Annotated in this window: 15 protein-coding genes, 1 tRNA gene and 1 pseudogene; 7 read left to right on the top strand and 10 right to left on the bottom strand. The window is 54.8% G+C overall.

Features of this window, described 5'->3' with window-relative positions; translation table 11 throughout:
* Positions 1–14 precede the first annotated feature (14 nt).
* On the bottom strand, positions 15–716 hold the full coding sequence (locus QOL67_RS20840; protein WP_283427923.1) for a response regulator transcription factor: 702 nt from the start codon (positions 714–716) through the stop codon (positions 15–17).
* A gap of 373 nt (positions 717–1,089) precedes the next feature.
* Here QOL67_RS20840 and QOL67_RS20835 point away from each other — a divergent pair, with 373 nt between their 5' ends.
* Positions 1,090–2,688, top strand: a complete 1,599-nt coding sequence (locus QOL67_RS20835; protein WP_283427922.1) for a phosphoenolpyruvate carboxykinase — start codon at positions 1,090–1,092, stop codon at positions 2,686–2,688.
* A 57-nt stretch (positions 2,689–2,745) separates the two neighbouring features.
* Here QOL67_RS20835 and QOL67_RS20830 read toward each other — a convergent pair whose 3' ends face one another.
* Positions 2,746–3,891 (bottom strand): alpha-D-ribose 1-methylphosphonate 5-triphosphate diphosphatase, encoded by a 1,146-nt coding sequence (locus QOL67_RS20830; RefSeq protein ID WP_283427921.1) that lies wholly within the window; start codon positions 3,889–3,891, stop codon positions 2,746–2,748.
* Between the two features lie 52 nt (positions 3,892–3,943).
* Here QOL67_RS20830 and QOL67_RS20825 point away from each other — a divergent pair, with 52 nt between their 5' ends.
* The 3 genes and pseudogenes from QOL67_RS20825 to QOL67_RS20815 all read left to right on the top strand — a co-directional run bounded on the left by QOL67_RS20825 (position 3,944) and on the right by QOL67_RS20815 (position 5,198).
* The gene (locus QOL67_RS20825) at positions 3,944–4,627 is read left to right on the top strand and encodes a DUF1045 domain-containing protein (protein ID WP_283427920.1); all 684 of its coding nucleotides are present in this window, start codon (positions 3,944–3,946) and stop codon (positions 4,625–4,627) included.
* A 5-nt stretch (positions 4,628–4,632) separates the two neighbouring features.
* Positions 4,633–4,892 (top strand): annotated as a pseudogene (locus QOL67_RS20820) (integrase core domain-containing protein); the annotation flags it as partial.
* Positions 4,893–5,121: 229 nt separating this feature from the next.
* A tRNA-Met gene (locus QOL67_RS20815) sits at positions 5,122–5,198 on the top strand.
* A gap of 212 nt (positions 5,199–5,410) precedes the next feature.
* Here QOL67_RS20815 and QOL67_RS20810 read toward each other — a convergent pair.
* Entirely contained in the window at positions 5,411–8,824 is a 3,414-nt protein-coding gene (locus QOL67_RS20810) for an indolepyruvate ferredoxin oxidoreductase family protein (protein ID WP_283427919.1), read from the bottom strand.
* A gap of 129 nt (positions 8,825–8,953) precedes the next feature.
* On the opposite strand from QOL67_RS20810, the gene QOL67_RS20805 reads away from it, so the two are divergent.
* Entirely contained in the window at positions 8,954–9,394 is a 441-nt protein-coding gene (locus QOL67_RS20805; protein WP_283427918.1) for an Lrp/AsnC family transcriptional regulator, read from the top strand.
* 62 nt (positions 9,395–9,456) lie between these two features.
* Positions 9,457–9,894, top strand: coding sequence for a type II 3-dehydroquinate dehydratase (gene aroQ / locus QOL67_RS20800; protein WP_283427917.1), 438 nt, complete (start codon positions 9,457–9,459; stop codon positions 9,892–9,894).
* A gap of 67 nt (positions 9,895–9,961) precedes the next feature.
* On the opposite strand, the gene QOL67_RS20795 is transcribed toward aroQ, so the two are convergent.
* From QOL67_RS20795 to QOL67_RS20775, 5 genes are all read right to left on the bottom strand, one after another.
* Entirely contained in the window at positions 9,962–12,313 is a 2,352-nt protein-coding gene (locus QOL67_RS20795) for a Tex family protein (protein WP_283427916.1), read from the bottom strand.
* A 102-nt stretch (positions 12,314–12,415) separates the two neighbouring features.
* A complete protein-coding gene (hisG, locus tag QOL67_RS20790; protein ID WP_283427915.1) occupies positions 12,416–13,114 on the bottom strand; it encodes an ATP phosphoribosyltransferase in 699 nt (232 codons plus the stop codon).
* Positions 13,111–14,196, bottom strand: a complete 1,086-nt coding sequence (locus QOL67_RS20785) for an ATP phosphoribosyltransferase regulatory subunit (protein ID WP_283427914.1) — start codon at positions 14,194–14,196, stop codon at positions 13,111–13,113. Before QOL67_RS20785 ends, hisG begins: the two co-directional genes overlap by 4 nt.
* The gene (gene hisS, locus QOL67_RS20780; RefSeq protein WP_283427913.1) at positions 14,196–15,686 is read right to left on the bottom strand and encodes a histidine--tRNA ligase; all 1,491 of its coding nucleotides are present in this window, start codon (positions 15,684–15,686) and stop codon (positions 14,196–14,198) included. The genes QOL67_RS20785 and hisS overlap by 1 nt, the downstream gene beginning before the upstream one ends.
* Before the next feature lie 164 nt (positions 15,687–15,850).
* Complete coding sequence (locus QOL67_RS20775) at positions 15,851–16,669, bottom strand: sulfotransferase family protein (protein ID WP_283427944.1); 819 nt, start codon at positions 16,667–16,669, stop codon at positions 15,851–15,853.
* 147 nt (positions 16,670–16,816) lie between these two features.
* Between QOL67_RS20775 and QOL67_RS20770 the strand changes: the two genes are divergently transcribed.
* Complete coding sequence (locus QOL67_RS20770; protein ID WP_283427912.1) at positions 16,817–18,394, top strand: DUF5928 domain-containing protein; 1,578 nt, start codon at positions 16,817–16,819, stop codon at positions 18,392–18,394.
* Positions 18,395–18,401: 7 nt separating this feature from the next.
* Here the strand turns inward: QOL67_RS20770 and QOL67_RS20765 are convergent, their stop codons facing one another.
* Together QOL67_RS20765 and QOL67_RS20760 are read right to left on the bottom strand one after the other, a co-directional pair.
* Positions 18,402–19,046, bottom strand: a complete 645-nt coding sequence (locus tag QOL67_RS20765) for a pyroglutamyl-peptidase I (protein ID WP_283427911.1) — start codon at positions 19,044–19,046, stop codon at positions 18,402–18,404.
* Positions 19,047–19,140: 94 nt separating this feature from the next.
* Positions 19,141–22,734, bottom strand: a complete 3,594-nt coding sequence (locus QOL67_RS20760; RefSeq protein ID WP_283427910.1) for a hydantoinase B/oxoprolinase family protein — start codon at positions 22,732–22,734, stop codon at positions 19,141–19,143.
* Between the last annotated feature and the right edge of the window lie 11 nt (positions 22,735–22,745).

Here is a 22,745-nt window from a genome sequence, read left to right as displayed (position 1 = left end):
CCGGCCTTGTGTCGTTACTCTTCGTTGTACCTATAACCGATGCCGTACAGCGTCTCAATTGCAGAGAAGTCTCGATCTACCGTACGCATCTTTTTGCGGAGACGTTTGATGTGACTGTCGATTGTACGGTCATCTACATAAACTTGATCGTCGTAGGCTACGTCCATCAGCTGATCCCGGCTTTTAACAAAACCAGGACGCTGCGCTAACGCCTGAAGCAGTAGGAACTCTGTAACAGTCAACGTCACGTCTTGCCCCCTCCAGCTCACCGAGTGGCGCAACGGATCCATAGTCAAATCACCACGTTCCATGATCTTTGTTTCTTCGGTATCGCCTACAATTTCGCCATCGACGGCTTCTTGACGGCGCAACAAAGCACGAATGCGTTCCACCAAGAGCCGCTGGCTGAACGGCTTTTTCACATAGTCATCGGCCCCCATGCGCAGACCGAGCACCTCGTCGATCTCGTCATCTTTGGAGGTCAGGAAAATCACTGGCATACTGGTCTTTTGGCGTAGGCGCTGCAAAAGATCCATGCCATCCATTCGGGGCATTTTGATATCCAGAACGGCCATGTCCGGGAGTTTTTTATTAAACGCGTCAAGCGCTTGCTGGCCGTCATGATAGGTCTCGACTTCAAACCCCTCGGCCTCAAGGGTGATAGAAACCGACGTCAGGATATTCCTGTCGTCATCCACAAGGGCAATTTTCGACATGGGATCGGTCCTTATTACTGCTCTTATTATGTCTATTTTTTGCGGCATTATGCGCAATTCAGACTGGGGCAATCAACGTTAAAGTGCGATTCGGGTAACAAACCGGACTTATTTAGCCAGAAATTCCTTGAGCAATGGCTAAATTGCCTCACTTTTGCCGACATTCCATACACAGGCTTTCCGATAGGAACGCTTGATTGCGCTAACCTGCATTTGATTGCGCTAACTGCGCCAAAGCGTCCTGTTCTTCTTAATATTCGACATGTTATGACCCGCATGTCGCACTTCGGGGTGTTTTGACGCGCAAGAATATGTCGCCCTGAAGACTTTCAAGGACCGCCGCAACAGGACACGCGGCTACAGGAGTAAGATAATGACATTTGGACGGGTAAACCCGCAATTCCGCCTGCAAGATCAAGGGATCGAAGGTCTGGGAAATGTCTATTACAACTTTATGGAGCCCGCCCTCATTGAATCCGCGCTGAAACGCGGCGAGGGCACTTTAGGCAATGGCGGCACCTTTTTGGTCAGCACTGGTGAGTTCACTGGCCGCTCTCCAAAAGACAAGTTCACGGTTCGGACACCAATGACTGAAGACACCATCTGGTGGGAAAACAACGCCCCCATGGAATCTGACGCGTTTGATTGCTTGCATGCCGACATGCTGGAACACATGAAAGGCCGTGACTACTTTGTGCAGGACCTAACCGCAGGTGCCGATCCATCTCACGCTATCAATGTGCGCGTTGTGAACGAGCTGGCCTGGCATAACCTATTCATCCGTCACCTCCTCCGCCGCCCGAACAGCGACGCGCTTGATGGCTTTATTGCGGATTACACCATCATCAACTGCCCAAGCTTTAAAGCCGATCCTGCGAAACACGGCTGCCGCACCGAAACTGTCATTGCCGTAAACATCGAAAAGAAGATGATCTTGATCGGTAACACCGAATATGCCGGTGAAAACAAAAAGTCTGTCTTTGGTCTTCTGAATTATCTGCTGCCGGAAAAAGGCATCATGCCGATGCACTGTTCTGCCAATCACGCCAAGGACAACCCGGTCGACAGCGCCGTGTTCTTTGGCCTATCGGGCACCGGCAAGACAACCCTGTCTGCCGATCCAAATCGCACCCTGATTGGCGATGACGAGCATGGCTGGTCTGATCGTGGCACCTTCAATTTCGAAGGTGGGTGCTACGCCAAAACCATCGGGCTGAACCCGGAAGCTGAGCCAGAAATCTACGCCACAACCAAGATGTTTGGCACCGTCATCGAGAACATGGTCTATGATGAAGAGACCAAAGAGCTCGACTTTGAGGACAAGAGCCTCACGGAAAACATGCGTTGCGCGTATCCTCTGGATTCAATCCCAAATGCGTCAGACAATGGCCTGGGTGGTCACCCGAAGAACGTAATCATGCTGACCTGTGACGCGTTTGGCGTCTTGCCTCCGGTCGCGCGCCTGACGCCTGCACAGGCAGAGTACCACTTCCTGTCTGGCTTCACAGCCAAGATGGCCGGTACTGAACGTGGCCTGACCGAACCAACACCAGCCTTCTCCACCTGCTTTGGCGCGCCGTTTATGCCGCGTCGCCCGGAAGTCTACGGCGCCTTGCTGCGCCAAAAGATTGCTGAGTTTGGTACCACTTGCTGGCTGGTGAACACCGGCTGGACCGGCGGCGCCTACGGAACTGGTTCGCGCATGCCAATCAAAGCCACTCGCGCCCTTCTGACGGCAGCGCTGGACGGTTCTCTGAACCATGTTGAGTTCCGCAAAGACGCCAACTTTGGCTTTGAAGTTCCTGTGTCTGTACCTGGTGTCGACGACGCTCTACTTGATCCTCGTGGAACCTGGGCAGACAAAAAAGCGTATGATGCGCAAGCCGCCAAGCTTGTGGGAATGTTCGCAGACAACTTCGAACAGTATTTGCCTTACATCGACGCCGATGTGAAAGCTGCTGCAATCGGCTAAGCTTATTTGCGAACGAACCTAGAATGGCTCCAGTCTCCATTGGGGCCTTTCTTTATGTCAGGCGCTGCGAAGCCCTTTGTGCCATGCCGCACGCAGCGCAGGTATGCCTTCGGTTACACGAAAGCGTATCAGGTCAGCCCGCAAACCAACTTCCAGACGCCCTCGATCGTGCAGATTGGCATATTTGGCCGGTGCCGTGGTGACAGAGTGCAGACCCTTTGCCAAATCCCCCCACTCGTTGCCAAGCATCACTGCTCCCAGCAGAAGAGAGGACGGAACATAGTCTGACGAAATGATGTCGAGCAAGCCTTGCTTCGCCAGATCCATCGCAGCGACATTGCCCGAGTGACTTCCCCCACGCACCAGGTTTGGGCCACCCAAGATATTGGCAATGCCATGGGTGTGGTTGGCTTGAGCAGCCTCAACTGTCGTTGGAAATTCCGCAAGGCGAATGCCGTAACCAGCCGACGTGGTAACTTGAGAAACGGTGGTGTCGTCATGGCTGGCAAGAACCGCTCCGAACCGTTTGGCCGCCGCCACTGTTGCTTCTTCATGTCGCTTGCCAAATTTATCATGCAAGCCGTAAAGAAAATCGACGTATTCGCCAAAACCACTCGCGTCCATCGCATACTTTCCGCAAACGTATGCTTCAAACTTCGCGATATCCATGAATTGCCGCTGGCCAGGCGTGTGATCCATCAAACTGACAATACCAACGCGATCCTCTGTGCCGAATTCGGCTAGCTCTTCCACCAGAGTCTCTGAGCATGTCTCGGCCCGCAGGTGAAGTTGGTGGCTAATCCTCAGAGCGCCGCTCTCGCGCATTCCTAGAATTTCATTTGCAATCGAGCGAGCGTACTTGCCGTAATTACGTCGCGGATCTGACAGGATGGACCCAACCCGAAGCGCATCAAAAACCGTGGTAATGCCAACACTTGCCAACTCAGCGTCATGCGCCACAATTGCCGCCTGATGAGGCCAATCCACTTTGGGACGCGGCCGCATATGTCGCTCCAAATTGTCCGTGTGCAGCTCTATCAAACCCGGTGCCACGTAGTCCCCATCACAATTCTTGGCACCCGCGGGAACCGCGCGCCCTGACGCCATATCCACAATTCGACCTTCGCGCACCACAATGGAGCCGGTTACGGTTTCCTTGGGCAAAACAAGGGTGGCATTTGCAAGGATCAGCTCTTGTGTCATGTGAGTGTCACGCATTGTTGGCATTCGCTTTATATGTGTTGAAAGAGGCTCCATGCAATTTCGAAGATATGGCATATACTACACTCCACGCCCCGGAGCATTGGCCGATTTTGGAGCAGCTTGGATGGGGTGGGACCCCGTTTCAGGGCAATCGATGGCGCATCCGGCCCTGAAAGGGCTGCCACGCGATATCTCCGAGATCACAGCATCCCCACGCAAATACGGCTTACACGGCACAATCAAACCGCCGTTTCATTTGGCCGAAGGGAAGAGTGCGGAAGGTCTCTCATCCGATTTTGAGAGCCTGTGTTCCAAATTAGCTCCCATCAGATTGAACGGTCTGGTTTTGGCCCGCCTTGAGAACTTCATTGCCTTGAAAGTCAACGGGGACCAAAAACGGCTGGCCAATTTGGCTGCCACTGTTGTTTGCGAACTGGACACCTTTCGTGCGCCCCCCTCCAAGGCTGAGCTAGCGCGTCGGCGCAAAGCCAATTTGTCGGCTTCGCAAGAGGCGCTTCTGACGCGATGGGGCTATCCCTACGTTCTAAATGAGTTCCGCTTTCATTTAACACTTACAGGGTGCCTTGGGACTGACGTTGAGACCACAATAGCCGCGCTCGCGCCGCGTATTGAACCACTGCTTGAGCGCCCCTTTAAGATCGACAGCCTTACTTTGGTCGGCGAAGACACAAATGGGATGTTTCATGAGGTTCACCGGCAAAACCTATCCGGTTGAAACACCGCAAGGCTGACTGGCATTATATTGCCCCGGCAAACCGACGCAGAACAGATTTGTGGAATGCTTAAACGCCAGGATGCGAGATGAGTGTCTGAACGAACACCTGTTCGATAGCCTCAGGAATACCCGCAATCTGATCGCAACGTGGCGCAGCGACTTCAATCACCGTCGGCCCCACACAAGCCTCGCTGGCCTCACACCAGTCGGATGTGTTACCCAGCCAGAAAAAGACAAAAACCTTAACAGAGCTAACCCAAATTAGCGGACCCTCAGGGGTGCAGGTCAGTTGACTGCTCGGAAGTTGCCATTTTTCATGCCCAACATTGCAATACCAGCCTGATGCCCTTGCTATGCGGAGAAACTGCCTCAATTTTCCAACGCCTCCTAAGCCTAGGCTAGGCAAAATGCGACGTATAACAAAAAGCCGCCTACAGGAGGCAATTTCTCTCTTGACCCTGCCTCAGGAAGAGCCTAAATCGCACTCCACTTACGGCGGTATAGCTCAGTTGGTTAGAGCAGCGGAATCATAATCCGCGTGTCCGGGGTTCAAGTCCCTGTACCGCCACCAAGAATTTCAGAAGCCCGGATGGATCGCCATCCGGGCTTCGTCTTTTTGGTTAAACCGCCCAACTCCCAGCGTTGAAACGCTCGCCACTCTCGCATTAACACCGAAGGGTTTTGGAAAAAAGCGAGATAACCCCCGCCTTCCGCCTACGTTCGCAGACTTACCAGACCCCATTTTTAAGGTCAAAGATCCGCCGGGAGGCATCACCTTGGTTACTATATTTTGGCCGACAACATTGTCTCCAGCATTGTCACGCTTTTACGTGCCTTGTCCGCAGATACTTCACGCACGACTCCATAACCTCGGATTTCCTTAGGCGCCGTCAGCAGGGCCCAACAAGTATCCCGATTGCCTGCGCCATACCCCTTCTCCACCAAATCGAGAACACCCTCAAACCACAACAGAAGCTCTAGATCGAGCTTGCGGTCCGCGCTGAACCGGAACACATCTAACATCGATCCTCGCAAGCCACGCGCCTTAGCAAGAGCACCAAGCACAGGCCGCATCCACGGCCCCAATTTAATCTTCTTTGGTCGACCTTCGGCGTCACGCCCCAGTGGCAAAATGGGCGGGGACATGTGGTAGTTCACTTTGAATTCCCCCTCAAATTCCTTGTGAAGCCGTACTTCAAATTGACGATCCAGTTGTAACCGGGCCACTTCGTACTCATCTTTGTAAGCCATCAGCTTGAACAGCGACTTGGCTGCCTCAATCAGCAAATCATCCGGCAGTACCCTCGCCAAATCTGCGATGCGTTGCTCAAAGCGTCTCGCATAAGCGACATTCTGGTAGTCCGATAAAAAAGCCACACGTTTGGCAATCACGGCATCGACCGTTTCCTCTTTGCGCGGCTTCTCCCACGAGAAGGCGTCAGGATCATGCGCCAGCACGCGCCCAATATCAAATGCCTTGGCGTTTTTCTCAACGGCTACTCCGTTAAGCAGGACCGCTTGTTTGAGTGCCATTTCACTCACCGGGACCAATCCCCTCTGATAAGCAAACCCCAACATCATCACATTGGCGAACACCGAGTCACCCATCATCTTCTCGGCCATTTTGTTGGCATTGAGCGCCCGCACATTTTCAGCTCCAACGGCTTTACGGATGACGTCTTCCCTCACACCGACTTTCAGGTCTGCATCCCGGTTGAGAACAAGATCACCGGTGGGCATTTCTGCGGTATTCAAAACGATCTGCGCTCCTTTGCGATAGTGCATACTCGCCTTAGGCGCGGAACTCACCACCACGTCGCAGCCTATCACCGCATCTGCCGCACCACTCTCAATACGCACTTGGTTAACCGCTGCGGGATTGGCACCCAGACGAATGTAGCTCAGCACTGTTCCGAATTTCTGCGCGAACCCAGTGAAATCAAGCACTGAGCTGCCCATCCCTTCCAAGTGCGCCGCCATGGTGATCAGCGCGCCAACGGTCACTACGCCCGTGCCACCGACTCCTGTCACCAACAAGTCAAACGGCCTATCCAAAGATGGCACCTTGGGAGACGGCAGCAGCGCAAGCAGTGTGGCCACATCCACATCAGCCCCATATTTCTTACGCCGCTTTGCCCCTTCCACAGTTACAAAGCTGGGGCAAAAACCATCCACACATGAAAAGTCTTTGTTGCAGGTCGATAGGTTGATTTTGCGCTTACGGCCAAACTCGGTCTCAACAGGCTCGACACTCAAACAATTGGATGCCTTCGAGCAATCCCCGCAGCCCTCACAAACTAACTCGTTGATATAAGCAAACGTATCCGGATCTTCCATCGTACCACGCTTACGACGCCGCCGTTTTTCGGTAGCGCATGTTTGTTCATATACCAAGAGCGTCACGCCCTCGATTTCACGCAGTTCTCGCTGGACCGGGTCCAGATCCGCACGATCATGGAAGGAAGTATCAGGCGGGAAATCAGATTTATCAAATTTGCCAATGTTATCACTCACCAACGCAATCCGGGCCACGCCTTCGGCACGGGCGTTCCAGGCAATTCCGTGCACCGAAACAGGGCCGTCTACCGGCTGTCCCCCAGTCATTGCCACCGCGTCGTTGAACAACACTTTATAGGTGATATTGGCATTTGCGGCCACAGCTTGCCGGATCGCGAGCGAGCCCGAGTGATACCAAGTACCTTCTCCCAAGTTCTGGAAAATGTGTTTATTGCCATTGTACTTCTGCGCCACGGCCACAGGCACGCCCTCGCCGCCCATCTGCGCATAGCCGCCTGTTTCACGGTTCATCCAACTCGCCATGACGTGGCAACCAATGCCACTCATCGCTTTGGAGCCATCAGGCAATTTAGTGGATGTATTGTGCGGACAGCCGGAGCAGAAATACGGCGTCCGATTTGCGCCCTCGACATTCAACACCGGTGGTTTCTCTTCGGTCAAGGCCGCCGCCTTCTCCAGCAGTCTTTCTTCCGGAAACAATCGAGCTAGGCGTTCGGCTACAACCGGCACCAGCATTTTCGGTGACAACTCCCCGGTCCAAGGCAACAGTGGATCGCCCGCCGCGCGATGCTTGCCAACCATCTTCTCCGGCTTGTCACCCGGCCAGTCATAAAAATACTCTTTGAACTGGCTTTCGATGATGCCACGCTTTTCTTCAACAACGAGCACTTCAGTTTTGCCGCGCACGAAAGACAATGCATCACGCCGCGCCAACGGCCAAACCATACCGACCTTGTAAATGTCGATTCCCAAACGGCGACAGGCCGTCTCATCCAATCCAAGAAGCCGCAAAGCTTCCATCAGGTCCAAATGCCCCTTGCCCGTGGTCACAAAACCGAATGTGGCCTCGTCAATACCATAGATGCGCTGATCAATCGGATTGGCCTCCACAAAGGCTTCAACCGCTCGAAGTTTATGACTAATGCGCGTTTCAATGTCTGGGCTTGGCAAATCGCTGGGTCGCACATGTAAACCTCCCGCGGGCATTTCAAATTCAGGCTCCACAAACTGCCGATCCGCCTGCAACTCCACTGACCGGCCGGATTCCACCGTCTCCGAAATTGCCTTGAACCCAACCCACGTTCCCGAAAACCGGCTCAGCGCTATCCCGTACTCTCCAAACGCTTGATACTCGTCGACACTCGCTGGGTTCAAAGTTGGCATGAACCACGACATGAAAGCCACATCAGATTGATGCGGCATCGAGGAGCTGACACACCCGTGGTCGTCACCCGCCACAACCAGCACGCCACCTTTGGAGGAAGAACCATAGGCGTTGCCGTGTTTGAGTGCGTCGCCAGAGCGGTCCACACCCGGGCCTTTGCCGTACCACATGGAGAACAACCCCTCGACGTCGCACTCAGGATCCAGCGTGGCTTGCTGAGCTCCCAAAACGGCGGTTGCACCGAGGTCTTCGTTCACGGCGGGCATAAAAGTAATGTTTTGCTCTTTGGTGCGTTTGCGCTCCCGCCAAAACTCTAAGTCCACACCGCCCAAAGGGGAGCCCCGATATCCAGATACAAAACCACCTGTATTCAGGCCAGCTTCTCGATCGCGTCGCGCCTGATCAAACATGATCCGCACCAGAGCCTGTGTTCCGGTCAAGAACACCCGTCCCGTTGTGCGGTCATAACGATCAGACAGGGCATAACTGTCAAACTCGTGGCTGGCTTTGGTCATTTGCGCGCTCCTCATGAATTGAGGAATGATCTCACATGTAATCCGGTTTACCGTTCCAAACTATTGCATTACCTTGGTCAAACTTGACATTGCGTTTCAGATTTTCGATCCAATTTGGAAATTCATGCCGTGAACCTAGATTCAAAAGACCGCCTCTTGCTTGCGTTGTTGGAGAAAGACTGCCGACTGTCCAATGCTGATTTGGCGGAAAAGATGGGGATGTCGACCTCGGCCTGCTGGCGTCGCATTCGCGCGTTTGAGGAGGCTGGTCTGATTGTCGGATACGGAGCGCGATTGCAGTCCGAAAAACTGGGACTGACTTTTCACGCAATTGTACACGTGCAACTCACTCGCCATGATCCGGCCAACCTTAAGCGCTTTATCGAGGCCGTGAACGCACGGGAGGAAATCCGTATGTGTTTTGCGACAACCGGCTCGGCAGATTACCATATGCGGGTGCGGTGCACCGACATCGAAGCATACAATCGCTTTTTGGAGGACTTTCTCTTTATGCTGCCTGCGGTAAGTTCGGCACAGACCAACGTGATCCTTCGTGATCTAAAGTCCTGAACCTTGCTCCTGCGCCAGTTTTCCGGCTACCTCAACGGCAACAGCAAAAGGCAAGCGGCGCAATGAGCAAGACAATTTACATCCTAAACGGCCCGAACCTGAACCTTCTCGGCAAGCGTGAGCCTGAAATTTATGGGACCGACACGCTTATGGATGTTGAGGTAGCGTGTACACAAGTTGGTGCCGAATTTGGTCTCACTGTAAAACAACTGCAATCCAACCATGAAGGGCAGTTGGTGGAATGGGTTCACGAAGCCCGTACCGAGGCTGCCGGGATCATCATCAACCCGGCTGCCTATTCACATACCTCTGTGGCAATCCTCGATGCATTACACATGTTCGAAGGGCCCGTTCTGGAGGTGCATATTTCCAACATCCACAAACGTGAGACGTTCCGCCATCACAGCTACGTTTCCGCACGGGCCGAAGGCGTGATTGCTGGATTTGGCGTAAATGGGTACGCGCTGGCCATGCGTCAGATGGCTACACTGCTAACCTGACAACCGTTGTTGTGATCGCTCAAGTAGGGCGCGCCGGTTCAAAGCCAGTCACGCCCAATATCGCCCCTTACTTCTTCCGCATCGCATCCATCAGCGCCGCACCCAATGCACCGCCGCTGTTCTGCTTAGGTTTGGCACTGTAGTTACCACCCCCGCCACTTCGCTGACCTTTGCCACGTTCCCCGCCACCAGATCCAGCACGACCTTTGCTGCCAAACCCTGATCGCGCATCGCGATCCTCTTTGGCCGATGCCCCACCATCCTTACGCATCGACAGGCCAATCCGTTTTCGCGGCACATCAACTTCAGTCACAGTGACGTTCACCACATCACCAGCTTTCACCACCTCGTGCGGGTCTTTGACAAAGCGATCTGCCAGCTGGCTTACGTGCACCAGGCCATCTTGGTGCACCCCTACATCAACAAAGGCGCCAAAGGCCGCCACATTGGTCACCGTACCTTCCAGGGTCATTCCCGCTTTAAGGTCGGAAATCTGCTCAACACCGTCCGTAAAGGTCGCTGTCTTAAACGTCGGTCGCGGGTCCCTGCCCGGCTTCTCCAACTCGCCAAGAATATCCCGCACGGTTGGCAAACCAAATTTTTCGGATACAAATTCCTCTGCACGCAAGGACTTCAATGCGGCCCCATCCCCCATCAATGCGCGCACGTCCCGCCCACAGGCTGACACAATTTTACGCGCCACATCATAGGCTTCGGGGTGCACGGAACTCGCGTCCAGAGGCTCTTCCCCATCCGTGATCCGCAAAAATCCAGCGCATTGCTCAAACGCCGCTGGCCCAAGCCGCGACACATCCAGAAGCGCCTTGCGCGACCCAAATGCTCCGTTGGCATCGCGATGTGATACAATCGCTTCGGCCAATGACGGCCCAAGCCCGGACACATGCGCCAACAGCGGAGCGGACGCCATATTTAGGTCCACTCCAACCGCGTTCACAGCATCTTCCACGACCGCCTCCAAAGATCTCCCCAAGCGGTGTTGGTCGACATCGTGCTGGTATTGGCCCACGCCAATCGATTTGGGCTCGATCTTAACAAGCTCTGCCAAAGGATCTTGCAGACGTCGTGCAATGGATACCGCACCACGCAGGGACACATCCAAATCAGGGAACTCACGCGCCGCCAGCTCGCTTGCGGAATAAACCGACGCGCCAGCCTCACTCACGATCACTTTGGTCGGCGCCCTAACACCTTTGGGCAGGAGCTTCAGAATCTCACCCACCAGCTTCTCAGTCTCTCGGCTTGCTGTACCATTGCCAATCGCCACAAGCTCCACATTGTGTTTTGCAATAAGCGCCAGAATTGCGGCTTCAGCCCCACGCACATCATTCTTGGGCTGAAACGGATAGATCGTCGCTGTATCCAGCAGCTTACCAGTATGGTCCACCACTGCCGCTTTCACACCGGTCCGAATACCTGGATCAAGCCCAAGAGTGGCCTTTGCTCCTGCTGGTGCTGCCAACAACAGGTCTTTCAAGTTTCGAGCAAACACCTGAATGGCCTCTTCCTGCGCCCGCGCCCGCAATTCGCCCATCAAATCTACAGTCATCGTCAGGCTTAGCTTCACCCGCCAGGTCCAGCCGGCCACTTTGCGCAGCCATTTGTCTCCGGGTGCATCTGTGCGCGTGTCGAGATAGCTGGCAACCATCTCCTCCGCACGCGCCTTGCCGCTTTCAGGGTCGGGACCAATATCCAAAGCGATCACTCCCTCTTTGGAAGCCCGCATCATCGCCAAAGCCCTGTGGCTTGGCACTTTTGACCACTGCTCGGAGTGTTCGAAGTAATCGGAGAACTTAGCGCCAGATTGCTCTTGACCAGCGATCAACTTCGAAGAAACAATTGCCTCTTTTTGAAGGAAAGTGCGTAATTCACCGAGCAGTCTTGCATTCTCAGTCAACCCCTCAGCCACAATATCACGCGCCCCGTTCAGTGCAGCCTTTACGTCCGCAACCGCCTCAGTCACGTAACCGGTGGCCAGAACCTCAGGGTCCGCAGCCCGATCCGCGACAATAGCCTCAGCCAAAGGTGCCAAGCCGTTTTCACGCGCAATCATCGCTTTGGTGCGTCGCTTTGGCTTATAGGGCAGATAAATATCCTCCAGGGTCGCTTTGGTTTCTGCACCAACAATGGCCTTGGCCAAATCGTCGGTCATTTTCCCCTGTTCGGTGATCGACGCCATCACAGTGTCGCGCCGTGCTTCAAGCTCGCGCAAATAGGCCAATCGATCCGCCAAGGTCCGCAACTGTGTGTCATCCAGGCCGCCCGTAACCTCTTTACGGTAACGCGCCACAAACGGCACCGTCGCACCTTCATCCAACAGCGTCACAGCTGCACCAACCTGATTGGGTTTTGCGGCAATCTCGTCAGCAATCGTGCGGAAAATGCGGGTGCGTGTGTCCACGGGGCGGGTCTCCTTTTAGCCTAGGGAGACCCTTCTAAGCATTGCCGTCAGCAAGGCCAAGCATGGATTGTGAAAACCTGCAAAAACCTGCCAACGCAGGTGTCAGTCATCCAACCCCAAGGTGGTCAGGAGCGCCTTCATTGTGACCCTCTCCTCATCATCCATTGCCGCCTTCCGACTTTTGAACAACGTCGCCTGCGATTTCAACACCAATGCATCTGACAAGATTTTCAAGTGGTTCGCCCGCAACGTGTCCCCGGTTGACGTAATATCCGCCACACCTTCCGCCGTCAGATTTTTGATGGTGCCTTCGGTTGCACCCTGACTGTCCACCAATTGATAATCGGCAACACCGTTGGCTTGCAGATACTCCCGCACCAATCGGTGATATTTGGTCGCAATCCGCAAACGGAAGCCATGTTTGCGTCGAAATGCAGCGGCGGCTGCGTCCAAGTCTTCCAGCGTATCCACATCTACCCAACAACCAGGTACCGCAATGATCAGGTCCGCATGGCCAAAACCCAATTCAGCTTTTTCCTGAACTTGCTGTTCCCATTGACCCAGCTTCTCACGCACGAGGTCGATGCCGGTCACACCCAAATGAATTCGTCCAGCGGCCAGTTCACGCGGTATTTCACCTGCCGAAAGAAGCACCAGTTCAACACCGTCCACACCGTCTACCGCACCGGCATATTCCCGATCAGATCCAGTTCGGCTTAAGCCCACGCCACGCGCACCAAACCAACTGAATGTTTTTTCCATCAGACGCCCTTTTGAGGGCACACCTAACTTGATGGTCATGCCGCATCCTCCAAGTCCACCAAAAGACTCGGGCGAATGACACCACCAACAGCGGGGATTTCGCGGCCTTGACCAAGCACACGAGTCAGCGCGTCATAGCGCCCACCCGTTGCCACCGGTGGCAAATCGGCCCGTCCAGGAACATAGAAACCGAAGACAAATCCGTCATAGTACTCCATCGACGTGCGCCCATAGCTTGCCTCAAATTCGAGACTTTCGACGTCCACACCACGCGCCTCAAGCGCATGCATGCGATCCCGCAACCGAAAAGTCGCTTCTGTGATCGCAGGCATATCCACTGCCAAATCACGAATATGTTCCAGTGCATTGGGTAGAGTTTCGCGCACGGTCAGCAGCGCTTCAATCAGCTCCACTTGCAGCGGAGAAATTGGTTCTGCGGCCATGTCATGGCGCAACCCGTCAATCCGCTCTGCCACTTCTGATTGCGACCGCAGACCAATGTCGAGGAACTCATGTGCCATGGGATCATCCGCCGCCAGAAGCGTTGCGCGGCTCTGTGGCACTTCTGCTTTTCCCGAGTAACGATCAAGCAACGCCTTGAATTTACGCGGCCGCCAGATGTGACGCGCCAAAGCCCGTTTGCGCCTCGTCGTGGTCTCAAGGCCCGCCACAGCCGCGGCCAAAATACCAATGTCGCCTGTAGCTGCGCGCAACTCCACGCTTTTCAACGCATCCTGCATCACAGCAAAGACTTCTGCATCACTTGCCGCCGGATTCTCGCGGTCGAAAACCTCATAGCCAACCTGAATGTATTCGTTGGCCCGCGACGGGTCTTCCTCCTGACGTCGGAACACTTCCCCCGAATAAGTGTAACGTGCCGGTTCTGCCCCATCAGACATATGCATTTGCACAACCGGGACAGTAAAATCAGGCCTCAGCATCTGCTCACCGCGTAGGGCATCAGAAGTCACATAGGCCCGCCCACGAATATCCTCACCGTAGAGTTCAAGAAGCGCTTCGGCAGGTAACAGCACTGGCGTTTCTACCGGAACTGCCCCGACAGCCTCAAACTGTGATGTAAGCGCGGCTGCCCGCGCCCGGATTATTGCTTTTCCGGCCATCACCCAGCCTGCCCATCAAGGATTTCACGCACCTTCGTAACCAATTCATCACGCGGCACTTCAAACTGGCTAGGGCGTTCTTTCCACTCTTCAAGTGTGGCGTTTTCGGCAATTTTTGCTCCGAGGATCAGATCTTTAATCTGCACTACGCCGTTGGCCTTTTCGTCGCCGCCTTCGATCACGGCAATTGGAGAATTGCGCTTATCGGCATACTTTAGTTGGTTGCCAAAATTCTTCGGATTCCCGAGGTACATCTCGGCACGAACCCCCGCATTGCGTAGCTCCGCCACCATGGCCTGATAGTCCGCCATCCGGTCGCGATCCATCACGGTCACCACCACGGGGCCTTGAGACGTGCCGCCCATGCGACCTTTTTCGCGCAGCGCTGCCAGCAGGCGATCCACGCCAATAGACAGCCCGGTAGCAGGCACTGCTTGCCCCGTGAAACGTTTCACCAAGTCATCATAACGCCCACCGCCTGACACGGAGCCAAACTGCCGCTTGCGGCCTTTTTTGTCAAAAATTTCAAAGGTCAATTCAGCCTCAAACACCGGACCAGTGTAATAACCCAAACCGCGAACAATCGACGGGTCGATCTCGATCCGGTCATTGTCATACCCACCAGCAGCCAGCAAATCGCCGATTTGCTCTAATTCAACAATACCTTCGGCACCGATGGCTGACGCGCCAACGGCACCCCGCAGATTATCAAAGGTCTTGGCAACATCACCAGCTTTGGAAGTCAAAAAAGCAATCACTGGTTCAACTTGATCGTCGCTTAGCCCAACACCATCGATATAGGCACCAGACGCATCCAAACGTCCCTTGCCCAGAAGTGCGCGCACGCCGGTCTCGCCAACTTTGTCAAATTTGTCGATGGTGCGCAGCACGTTGTCCTTGGCCGCCTGATCTTCGCCAAGCCCCATGACCTCCAACACGCCGTTCATGACCTTGCGGTTATTCACCCGCACGAGATAGTCGCCGCGCGGAATACCAACAGTTTCCAGTGTGTCAGACAACATCGCGCAGATTTCGGCATCTGCCGCCATACTTGCTGTACCGACGGTATCTGCATCGCATTGATAAAACTGGCGGTATCGGCCTGGCCCCGGTTTCTCGTTGCGCCAAACCGGCCCCATCGCATAGCGACGGTAGGGGTTTGGCAGATCGTTGCGGTGCTGGGCATAAACCCGCGCCAAAGGCGCCGTCAGATCATAGCGCAGGGCCATCCAATCGCCATTATCTTTCTCATCGTATTCCTGCCAGGCAAATACGCCCTCATTTGGCCGGTCCACATCAGGCAAGAATTTCCCAAGAGATTCAACGGTTTCTACCGCGCTGCTTTCCAAGGCTTCAAAACCATAGCGATGATACACCCCGGCAATCTGATGCAGCATTTCGGCGCGTTCTGTCACCTCTACACCAAAATAGTCGCGAAACCCCTTTGGCGTAACGGCCTTGGGACGGGGGGCTTTCTTCTGCTTGGCCATAGCTATGGTCCTTGTGAATTCATTACGCCTGAGGCTTTAGCGAAAGGGCTGCCAATGGGCAAGGAGCGGCGCCACTGCCAGGCGAAACGTCACACAAATATCGCATTACCCGACAGCCCTTGCGCGAAATCGCAAAACCACCTTTTCACGAAAATACCAAGGACTCAGTCGCCAAGTTTAGCGTGTACTTCATCCAGATCAATTTCACCAATTGGCATCTTGTTGCCGGGGTTTTCGAAGTCGTATTTGAACAACTGGAAGTCACGCTTGTAGATTTCGTAGACGAGATGCATCGAGAGGTCATCAAAATAATCCGCCACCGGATGCGCCCGTTTGGGACCATGTCCTTCAGACTCGTTGAAACGTGGGATCTGCGCCAAATCGACGGCGTGCGGCGTTTCAATGCTGTCTAGGACGCCTTGCATGCCGTCGTTAAACTGCTCGGTCCAAACAATTTTGTCGTAACTGCCGCCGTTCGCGATGAACGTGGAAACATGCCCGGACATCGCAGACCAGTGAATGTCGGGATCCATAGGGCGCCGCCAGCGGATGGTATCGCGTGCAAACAATAGGAACCTCCGAAAGCTCTGGATCTGGTCAAAATCTTGTTTGCCGTCCTCGCCGCCAACTTCGATGCCATATTTCTGAATCAGCATCGGCACCAAATTTCCACGGTACCGTTTGCCATTGCGCTGGATACCGCAAATTTTGTCAAAAAATGACGAGAGAATGCGCGTGTAAGGATTTCGTACACAGGTGAATGCATATGAGCTGTGCTCGCGCACATTATCTGTGATCGGCTTATGGCTTTCTTCTAAGGCCCACTTGTGCATGCCACCTTTGGCATCGTGGATATCACCATCAAAAAATTCGCCATGATCCGAATAAAACATGATTTGTCCGATGGTAGAGCATGCACATTTTGGCACGACTCGATACACCACACTTTCACTTTCGGTCATCCAAGTGCCCGGGAATCCCATGTTCCTGCCTCCATTACCGCCGCGGTTACCGTTTTGGCCACGATCTATGCGCCTGTCAAAAATTTCCAAACAAAGCCTGTTTATTCAACGCGCTTTCATCTTTAAATGGATAAACACAAGACGTCAAAGTGGGGATCAAACAGCTAGATGGCGAGAATTGCTTACATTCTTCTGTGCCACAAGGATCCTGAAGCGATCATCAAGCAGGCAGAACGGCTTACGGCCACAGGGGATTACATCTCCATCCATTTTGACGCGCGCGCAAAACCTGAGCATTTTTTTATGTTGCAGGAGGTGCTTGGCCCTAACCCAAACGTCGCGTTTTCTGAAAAGCGGATCAAATGTGGCTGGGGTGAATGGAGCCTTGTAGAAGCAACGCTCCATGCTGTGCAAACGGCGGTCAAAAACTTCCCACGCGCATCGCATTTTTACATGTTGTCCGGCGACTGTATGGTCATCAAATCATCGGAATACATCCATGAATTCCTGGATGACAATGACGTTGATTTCATTGAAAGTTTTGACTTTTTTGAGAGTGACTGGATCAAAACCGGAATGAAGTCAGAGCGGCTGATTTACCGCCATTGGTTCAATGAACGCACCCAAAAGCGCCGGTTCTACGCGACATTCAATGTTCAAAAAAAGCTGGCCCTGACCCGCGAAATCCCGGCGGATATTCAAGTCATGATTGGCAGCCAATGGTGGTGCTTGCGGCGCCAAACCATTGAAGCGGTCTTACATTTCACCGAATCCCGCCGCGATGTGATGCGGTTTTTCAAAACCACCTGGATTCCGGATGAGACGTTTTTTCAAACAATCGTGCGGCATTTGGTTCCGACAAATGAAATTCGGACACGAACACTAACTTTCCTGATGTTTACCGACTATGGGATGCCGCTGACGTTTTATAACGATCACTACGATCTGTTGATCAGCCAAGACTATCTGTTCGCACGAAAGATCAGCCCTGACGCCTTGGACCTCAAGGAACGGCTTGGCCAACTTTATGCAGAAAAAGGTGTAGACTTTCAAATCTCTGCGGAAGGCCCAAGCTTGTTCAAGTTTTTGACAGGGCGTGGGCGGCAAGGCAAACGGTTTGCCAGCCGATTTTGGGAGACTGAAAGCACACTCGGCCGCGACCGTGAACTAATGTTGATTGTTTGTAAGAAGTGGCATGTTGCCAAGCGGTTACTCGAAAAAATAGACCAAGCCACTGTGCATCCAACCATCGCTTACCTCTTCAACGAAGAGAGCACGCCATTGCCCGACTTGGGTGGCATCCAGTCAACGTTGGGAAAGCGGACGAGGCATCGGCGTGCGTTGATGCGCATGCTGTTTGACTACTACAATACCAACCAGATGGTGGTCTGTCTTGATCCCAGTGCGATGGACCTGATGCAGGATTTCTTTGGGGATCGCTCCATCACTAGAATGTTGGAAATTCAGTGTGAATTCACGGATGATTACCTGACGGGGCACTCTATACGCATTGGATTGGCTGGCGAACAAACGTCGCCGGAAACACTGGAACGCTTGTTGCCAACCATTCGGCGGGACATCTTGAGCGAAAGTGACCGTATCCGCGACGCAGAGTTCGAAAATGTGAGCCGAATGGTGCAGTCTGGGACGGAGGACGAACACGTGAGTGCGCTTGTTGAATTTTTACATGTACCCGAAGAAAAGGCCCGTGAAATTGCGCGGACAGATTATCTTTTCGCAGACTGAAACTACGTCACATTGCCTCGGGTTTGGGCACGAGATTGGCAGCTAAAACCTCGACACAGGCACGAATGGCGCTGGTCGAAATAGAGAGTCCCATCGACGGCGCCACCTCGGCCTTTTCGGCAATATTTTCAGGCGTTTGCGGTATGTGCACAAATCCGCTTTTGAGATCCGTACCACGGCTTTTTGCGGTGTGCGCCAAGGTATAAATTAGTTGGTTGCACAGATGTGTTCCCGCGGAAAATGAGAGCGCTGCGGGAATGCCTTGAGACCTCATTGCCATCACCATATCTGCACATGGCAATGTGGCGTTGTAGGCAGCTGGACCACCGTCAACAATCGGGGTTGTTGTGAGCTTTGCACCCGTCACATCCGGCACCCCAAAATGGCGCCAGTTCACGCCCACCATCTCCGGCTCGACCACGGCGGAACTTGACACACCAAGCCCAATCCATCCATCCGGCTGATGCGCTTCCAAAAGTCGATTTACGTTATCCTGCAAGGCGTTAGTGTCCACATCCAGTTCGACAGCCACCAAATTGCAGCAGTCAAACTCTTCTTGCCCAAGACGCACTGCAACCAAAGCAGCAGGGTTGTTTCGGGCTTTGGCCCAAGAGCCGTAACCGGACACCAGGATGGTTGGCTTTTGTGTCATTTTACCTCTCATTAACCGCCCCAAATGTACGAATTTGGGACGTCGGTATTACGTCTGTATCGCGACTGTATCACGGAGGTGCGTATTTTGGCGCTTAGAGCGCGCCAAAACCTCCGCCGCCGGGCGTTTTCATCACAAAAACATCCCCCACTTCAAGGTCTGCTTGGTCATTGCCCTGAAGCGCTACAACCGCGCCATCCGCGCGCACAACGCTGTTTTCACCAACCGCGCCTGTACCCCCGCCCTGCGCACCATGTGGTGGCACCACGCGATGCGAGGACAGAACCGTCACTGTCATCGGCTCGTTAAACCGCAGCCGACGCACAATGCCGTTGCCGCCGGACGTCTGCCCCTGCCCGCCAGAACCGTGGCGAATGGAGAACTCATCCACGCGCACCGGGAAGCGGGTTTCCAAAACTTCTGGGTCGGTCATGCGGGTGTTGGTCATGTGACTGTGTACAGCGCTGGACCCGTCAAAGCCGTCCCCCGCCCCGGTGCCGCCGCAGATGGTTTCGTAGTTCTGATGGGTGTCGTTGCCATAAACAAAGTTGTTCATTGTGCCTTGGCTTCCTGCAATCACGCCCAGCGCGCCGTAGAGCGTGTCGCAGATCGCCTGACTGACCTCGGTGTTGCCGGAGATCACCGCCGCCGGATAACGCGGGTTGATCATACTGCCTTCGGGCACAATCAGGCTCAGCGGCTTCAGACAGCCTTCGTTCATCGGAATGTCGCTGCCCACCATGGTGCGGAAGACATAGAGCACCACCGCGCGACAGATCGCCATGGGCGCGTTGTAGTTCAGCGGGCTTTGATCCGAGGTACCGGTGAAGTCGATGGTCGCGCTGCGCGCGGCCTTGTCGACGGAAATGGCCACTTCGATTTTGGCACCATCATCCAACGGGTAAGAGAAGCTGCAATCATGCAGCACGTCGAGCACGCGGCGCACGCTTTCTTCGGCATTGTCTTGTACGTGGCCCATGTAGGCCTGCACCGTGCCATGACCAAACTGCGCTGTGATCTTGCGCAGCTCGGTTGCGCCGGTTTCATTCGCCGCGACCTGTGCCGCAAGGTCGGCCATGTTTTGATCCACGTTGCGACACGGGTATGGGCCGGAGGCGAGCAGCTCACGCGCCGCCTCTTCGCGCAGGGTGCCACGATCCACCAACAGGAAATTGTCGATCACAATGCCTTCTTCGTCGATGGTGCGGCTATCGGGCGGCGCGGAGCCGGGCGTTTTTCCGCCAATGTCGGCGTGGTGTCCACGTGACGCCACGGTGTAGAGGATCTCCTCACCCGCTTTGTCAAACACCGGCGTGATCACGGTTACGTCCGGCAAGTGGGTGCCGCCGTTGAACGGGTTGTTCATCATGAACACATCGCCGGGGCGGATTTTGCCCGCGTTGGTACGCAGCACGGTGCGCACGCTTTCCGACATGGAGCCCAGATGCACCGGTACATGCGGGGCGTTGGCCACCAGATCTCCGTTTTGGTCAAACATCGCACAGGAGAAATCATAGCGTTCTTTGATGTTCACCGAATAGGCGGTGTTGGCCAGTGTGGCGCCCATCTGTTCGGCAATCGACATAAAGAGATTGTTGAAGACCTCCAGCATGACCGGATCAACCGAGGTGCCAATTGCCTCTTTGCGGGCCAGCGGCACAATGCGTTTGAGCACAAGGTTGCCGCCCGCTGCACAGGTGGCCTGCCAGCCGTCTTCGATCATATTGGTGCCGGTGGGTTCGGTCAGGATGGCTGGACCGGTGACACTGTCCCCAATAGCCAAAGTGGTCCGATCGACCAGCGGAATGTCCTGCCACGCGCCATTGAGGTGGAACGTCACAGTTGCGTCGGAGCGCACAGCGCTGGATGGGTCCGGCATGGTCACCGGCTCGCCGGTTTGGCCGATGGCCTCCGCTTCCAACACATCGATGATCAAATCATCGGTGTCAGGGGCAAAGCCAAAGCGTTGCTTGTGGGCAGTGACAAAGTCCACACGCATTTTGTCAGCGTTGCCAAACTCCACCGGCAGGCTTTGCTGTGCGCCTTGCGGACGGATGTGGGCGCGTTGCTCCACGGTGATGTCTGTCGCGGCCACGCCTTGGCTGGCCACCTCCGCGCGCGCGGCGGCTGCAATTTCTGCCAGCTGTGATGCGGCGTTGCTGTCTTCCAGCGCACACCCAAGTTGGGCCTCCCGCATGGCGCGGATATCGGCCAGCCCCATGCCAAAGGCAGAAAGCACACCAGCAAACGGGTGGATAAAGATGCTTTCCATGCCCAGCGCGTCGGCCACCAGACAAGCGTGTTGACCACCCGCACCGCCAAAGCAGTTCATGGTGTATTTGGTCACGTCATAGCCGCGCTGCACAGAGATTTTCTTAATTGCGTTGGCCATGTTTTCCACCGCAATGCGCAGGAAACCTTCGGCAAGATCCTCCACCGATTTGTCGGTGCCAATTTCAGCCTTCAGCGTTTCGAATTTGGCGCGCACGGCGTCCGCATCTAGCGGCAAATCACCATTGGGCCCAAAGACATGGGGGAAATGGTCGGGGTGCAGCTTGCCCAGCAGCACGTTGCAGTCTGTGACCGTGAGCGGCCCACCTCGGCGATAGGCGCATGGTCCCGGATTGGCACCCGCGCTTTCTGGGCCAACCTGCATGCGACCGTCGCGATACGACAGGATCGAGCCGCCACCCGCCGCCACGGTGTGGATCGACATCATTGGCGCGCGCATGCGCACACCTGCGACCTCGGTTTCAAAGGAGCGCTCGTATTCGCCCGCGTAGTGGCAGACGTCGGTAGAGGTGCCGCCCATGTCAAAGCCGATGAGCTTATCAAAACCCAGTTCGGCGGCGGAGCGCACCATGCCAACCACGCCGCCAGCGGGACCGGAGAGAATGGCGTCACGTCCCTGGAACAGGCTCGCGTCGGTGAGGCCACCGTTGGACTGCATGAACATCAGTCGGTCACAGCCGCCTTGATCCGTGCCCAGCGCGTCAGCGACCTGATCCACATAGCGACGCAAGATAGGCGAGAGATAGGCGTCAACCACAGCGGTGTCGCCCCGGCCCACCAGCTTGATCAGTGGGCTGGCCTCATGGCTGAGTGAAATTTGAGAGAAGCCGATCTCCTCGGCCACTTTGCCAAGACGCTGCTCGTGATCCGGGAAGCGGTAGGCGTGCATCAGCGCAATGGCAACGGAGCGGAAGCCTTTGGCGTGCGCGGCGCTTAGGGCTGCGCGGGCGGCATCTTCGTCTAGGTCAATGATGATGTTGCCATCCGCATCCAGACGCTCGTCGATCTCGATGACTTCATCATAGAGGAGTTCCGGCAGTTGGATGTCGAGGTCAAAAAGTTTCGGGCGATTCTGATAGCCGATCCGCAGCAAATCCCGCAGACCTTTGGTGATCAGCAGCACAACCGGCTCGCCTTTGCGTTCCAAAAGCGCGTTGGTGGCCACCGTTGTGCCCATTTTTACAGCAGCGATTTTGCCTTCGGGAATCTCCGTGTCGGCGTCCAGTTTCAGCAGAGTGCGAATGCCATGCACCGCCGCGTCCCGGTAGATTTCCGGGTTTTCTGACAAGAGCTTATGGCTGTGCAGCGCACCGTCCGGGGCCTTGGCCACAATGTCCGTGAACGTGCCGCCACGGTCGACCCAAAACTGCCACTTCTCTGCTGGTTGCGTGGACATGCCGTTCTCCT

The organism is Shimia sagamensis (assembly GCF_900182745.1).
Taxonomy (GTDB): domain Bacteria; phylum Pseudomonadota; class Alphaproteobacteria; order Rhodobacterales; family Rhodobacteraceae; genus Shimia; species Shimia sagamensis.
This window is presented reverse-complemented; position numbering and strand designations above follow the sequence as displayed.

Coding starts and splice junctions, on each gene's coding strand:
- QOL67_RS20840 (WP_283427923.1), bottom strand. CDS start 716: ATGTCGAAAATTGCCCTTGTGGATGACGACAGGAATATCCTGACGTCG.
- hisG (WP_283427915.1), bottom strand. CDS start 13,114: ATGACCATCAAGTTAGGTGTGCCCTCAAAAGGGCGTCTGATGGAAAAA.
- QOL67_RS20775 (WP_283427944.1), bottom strand. CDS start 16,669: ATGGGATTCCCGGGCACTTGGATGACCGAAAGTGAAAGTGTGGTGTAT.
- QOL67_RS20770 (WP_283427912.1), top strand. CDS start 16,817: ATGGCGAGAATTGCTTACATTCTTCTGTGCCACAAGGATCCTGAAGCG.
- aroQ (WP_283427917.1), top strand. CDS start 9,457: ATGAGCAAGACAATTTACATCCTAAACGGCCCGAACCTGAACCTTCTC.
- QOL67_RS20785 (WP_283427914.1), bottom strand. CDS start 14,196: ATGGCCGGAAAAGCAATAATCCGGGCGCGGGCAGCCGCGCTTACATCA.
- QOL67_RS20835 (WP_283427922.1), top strand. CDS start 1,090: ATGACATTTGGACGGGTAAACCCGCAATTCCGCCTGCAAGATCAAGGG.
- QOL67_RS20825 (WP_283427920.1), top strand. CDS start 3,944: ATGCAATTTCGAAGATATGGCATATACTACACTCCACGCCCCGGAGCA.
- QOL67_RS20830 (WP_283427921.1), bottom strand. CDS start 3,891: ATGACACAAGAGCTGATCCTTGCAAATGCCACCCTTGTTTTGCCCAAG.
- QOL67_RS20810 (WP_283427919.1), bottom strand. CDS start 8,824: ATGACCAAAGCCAGCCACGAGTTTGACAGTTATGCCCTGTCTGATCGT.
- hisS (WP_283427913.1), bottom strand. CDS start 15,686: ATGGCCAAGCAGAAGAAAGCCCCCCGTCCCAAGGCCGTTACGCCAAAG.
- QOL67_RS20760 (WP_283427910.1), bottom strand. CDS start 22,734: ATGTCCACGCAACCAGCAGAGAAGTGGCAGTTTTGGGTCGACCGTGGC.
- QOL67_RS20765 (WP_283427911.1), bottom strand. CDS start 19,046: ATGACACAAAAGCCAACCATCCTGGTGTCCGGTTACGGCTCTTGGGCC.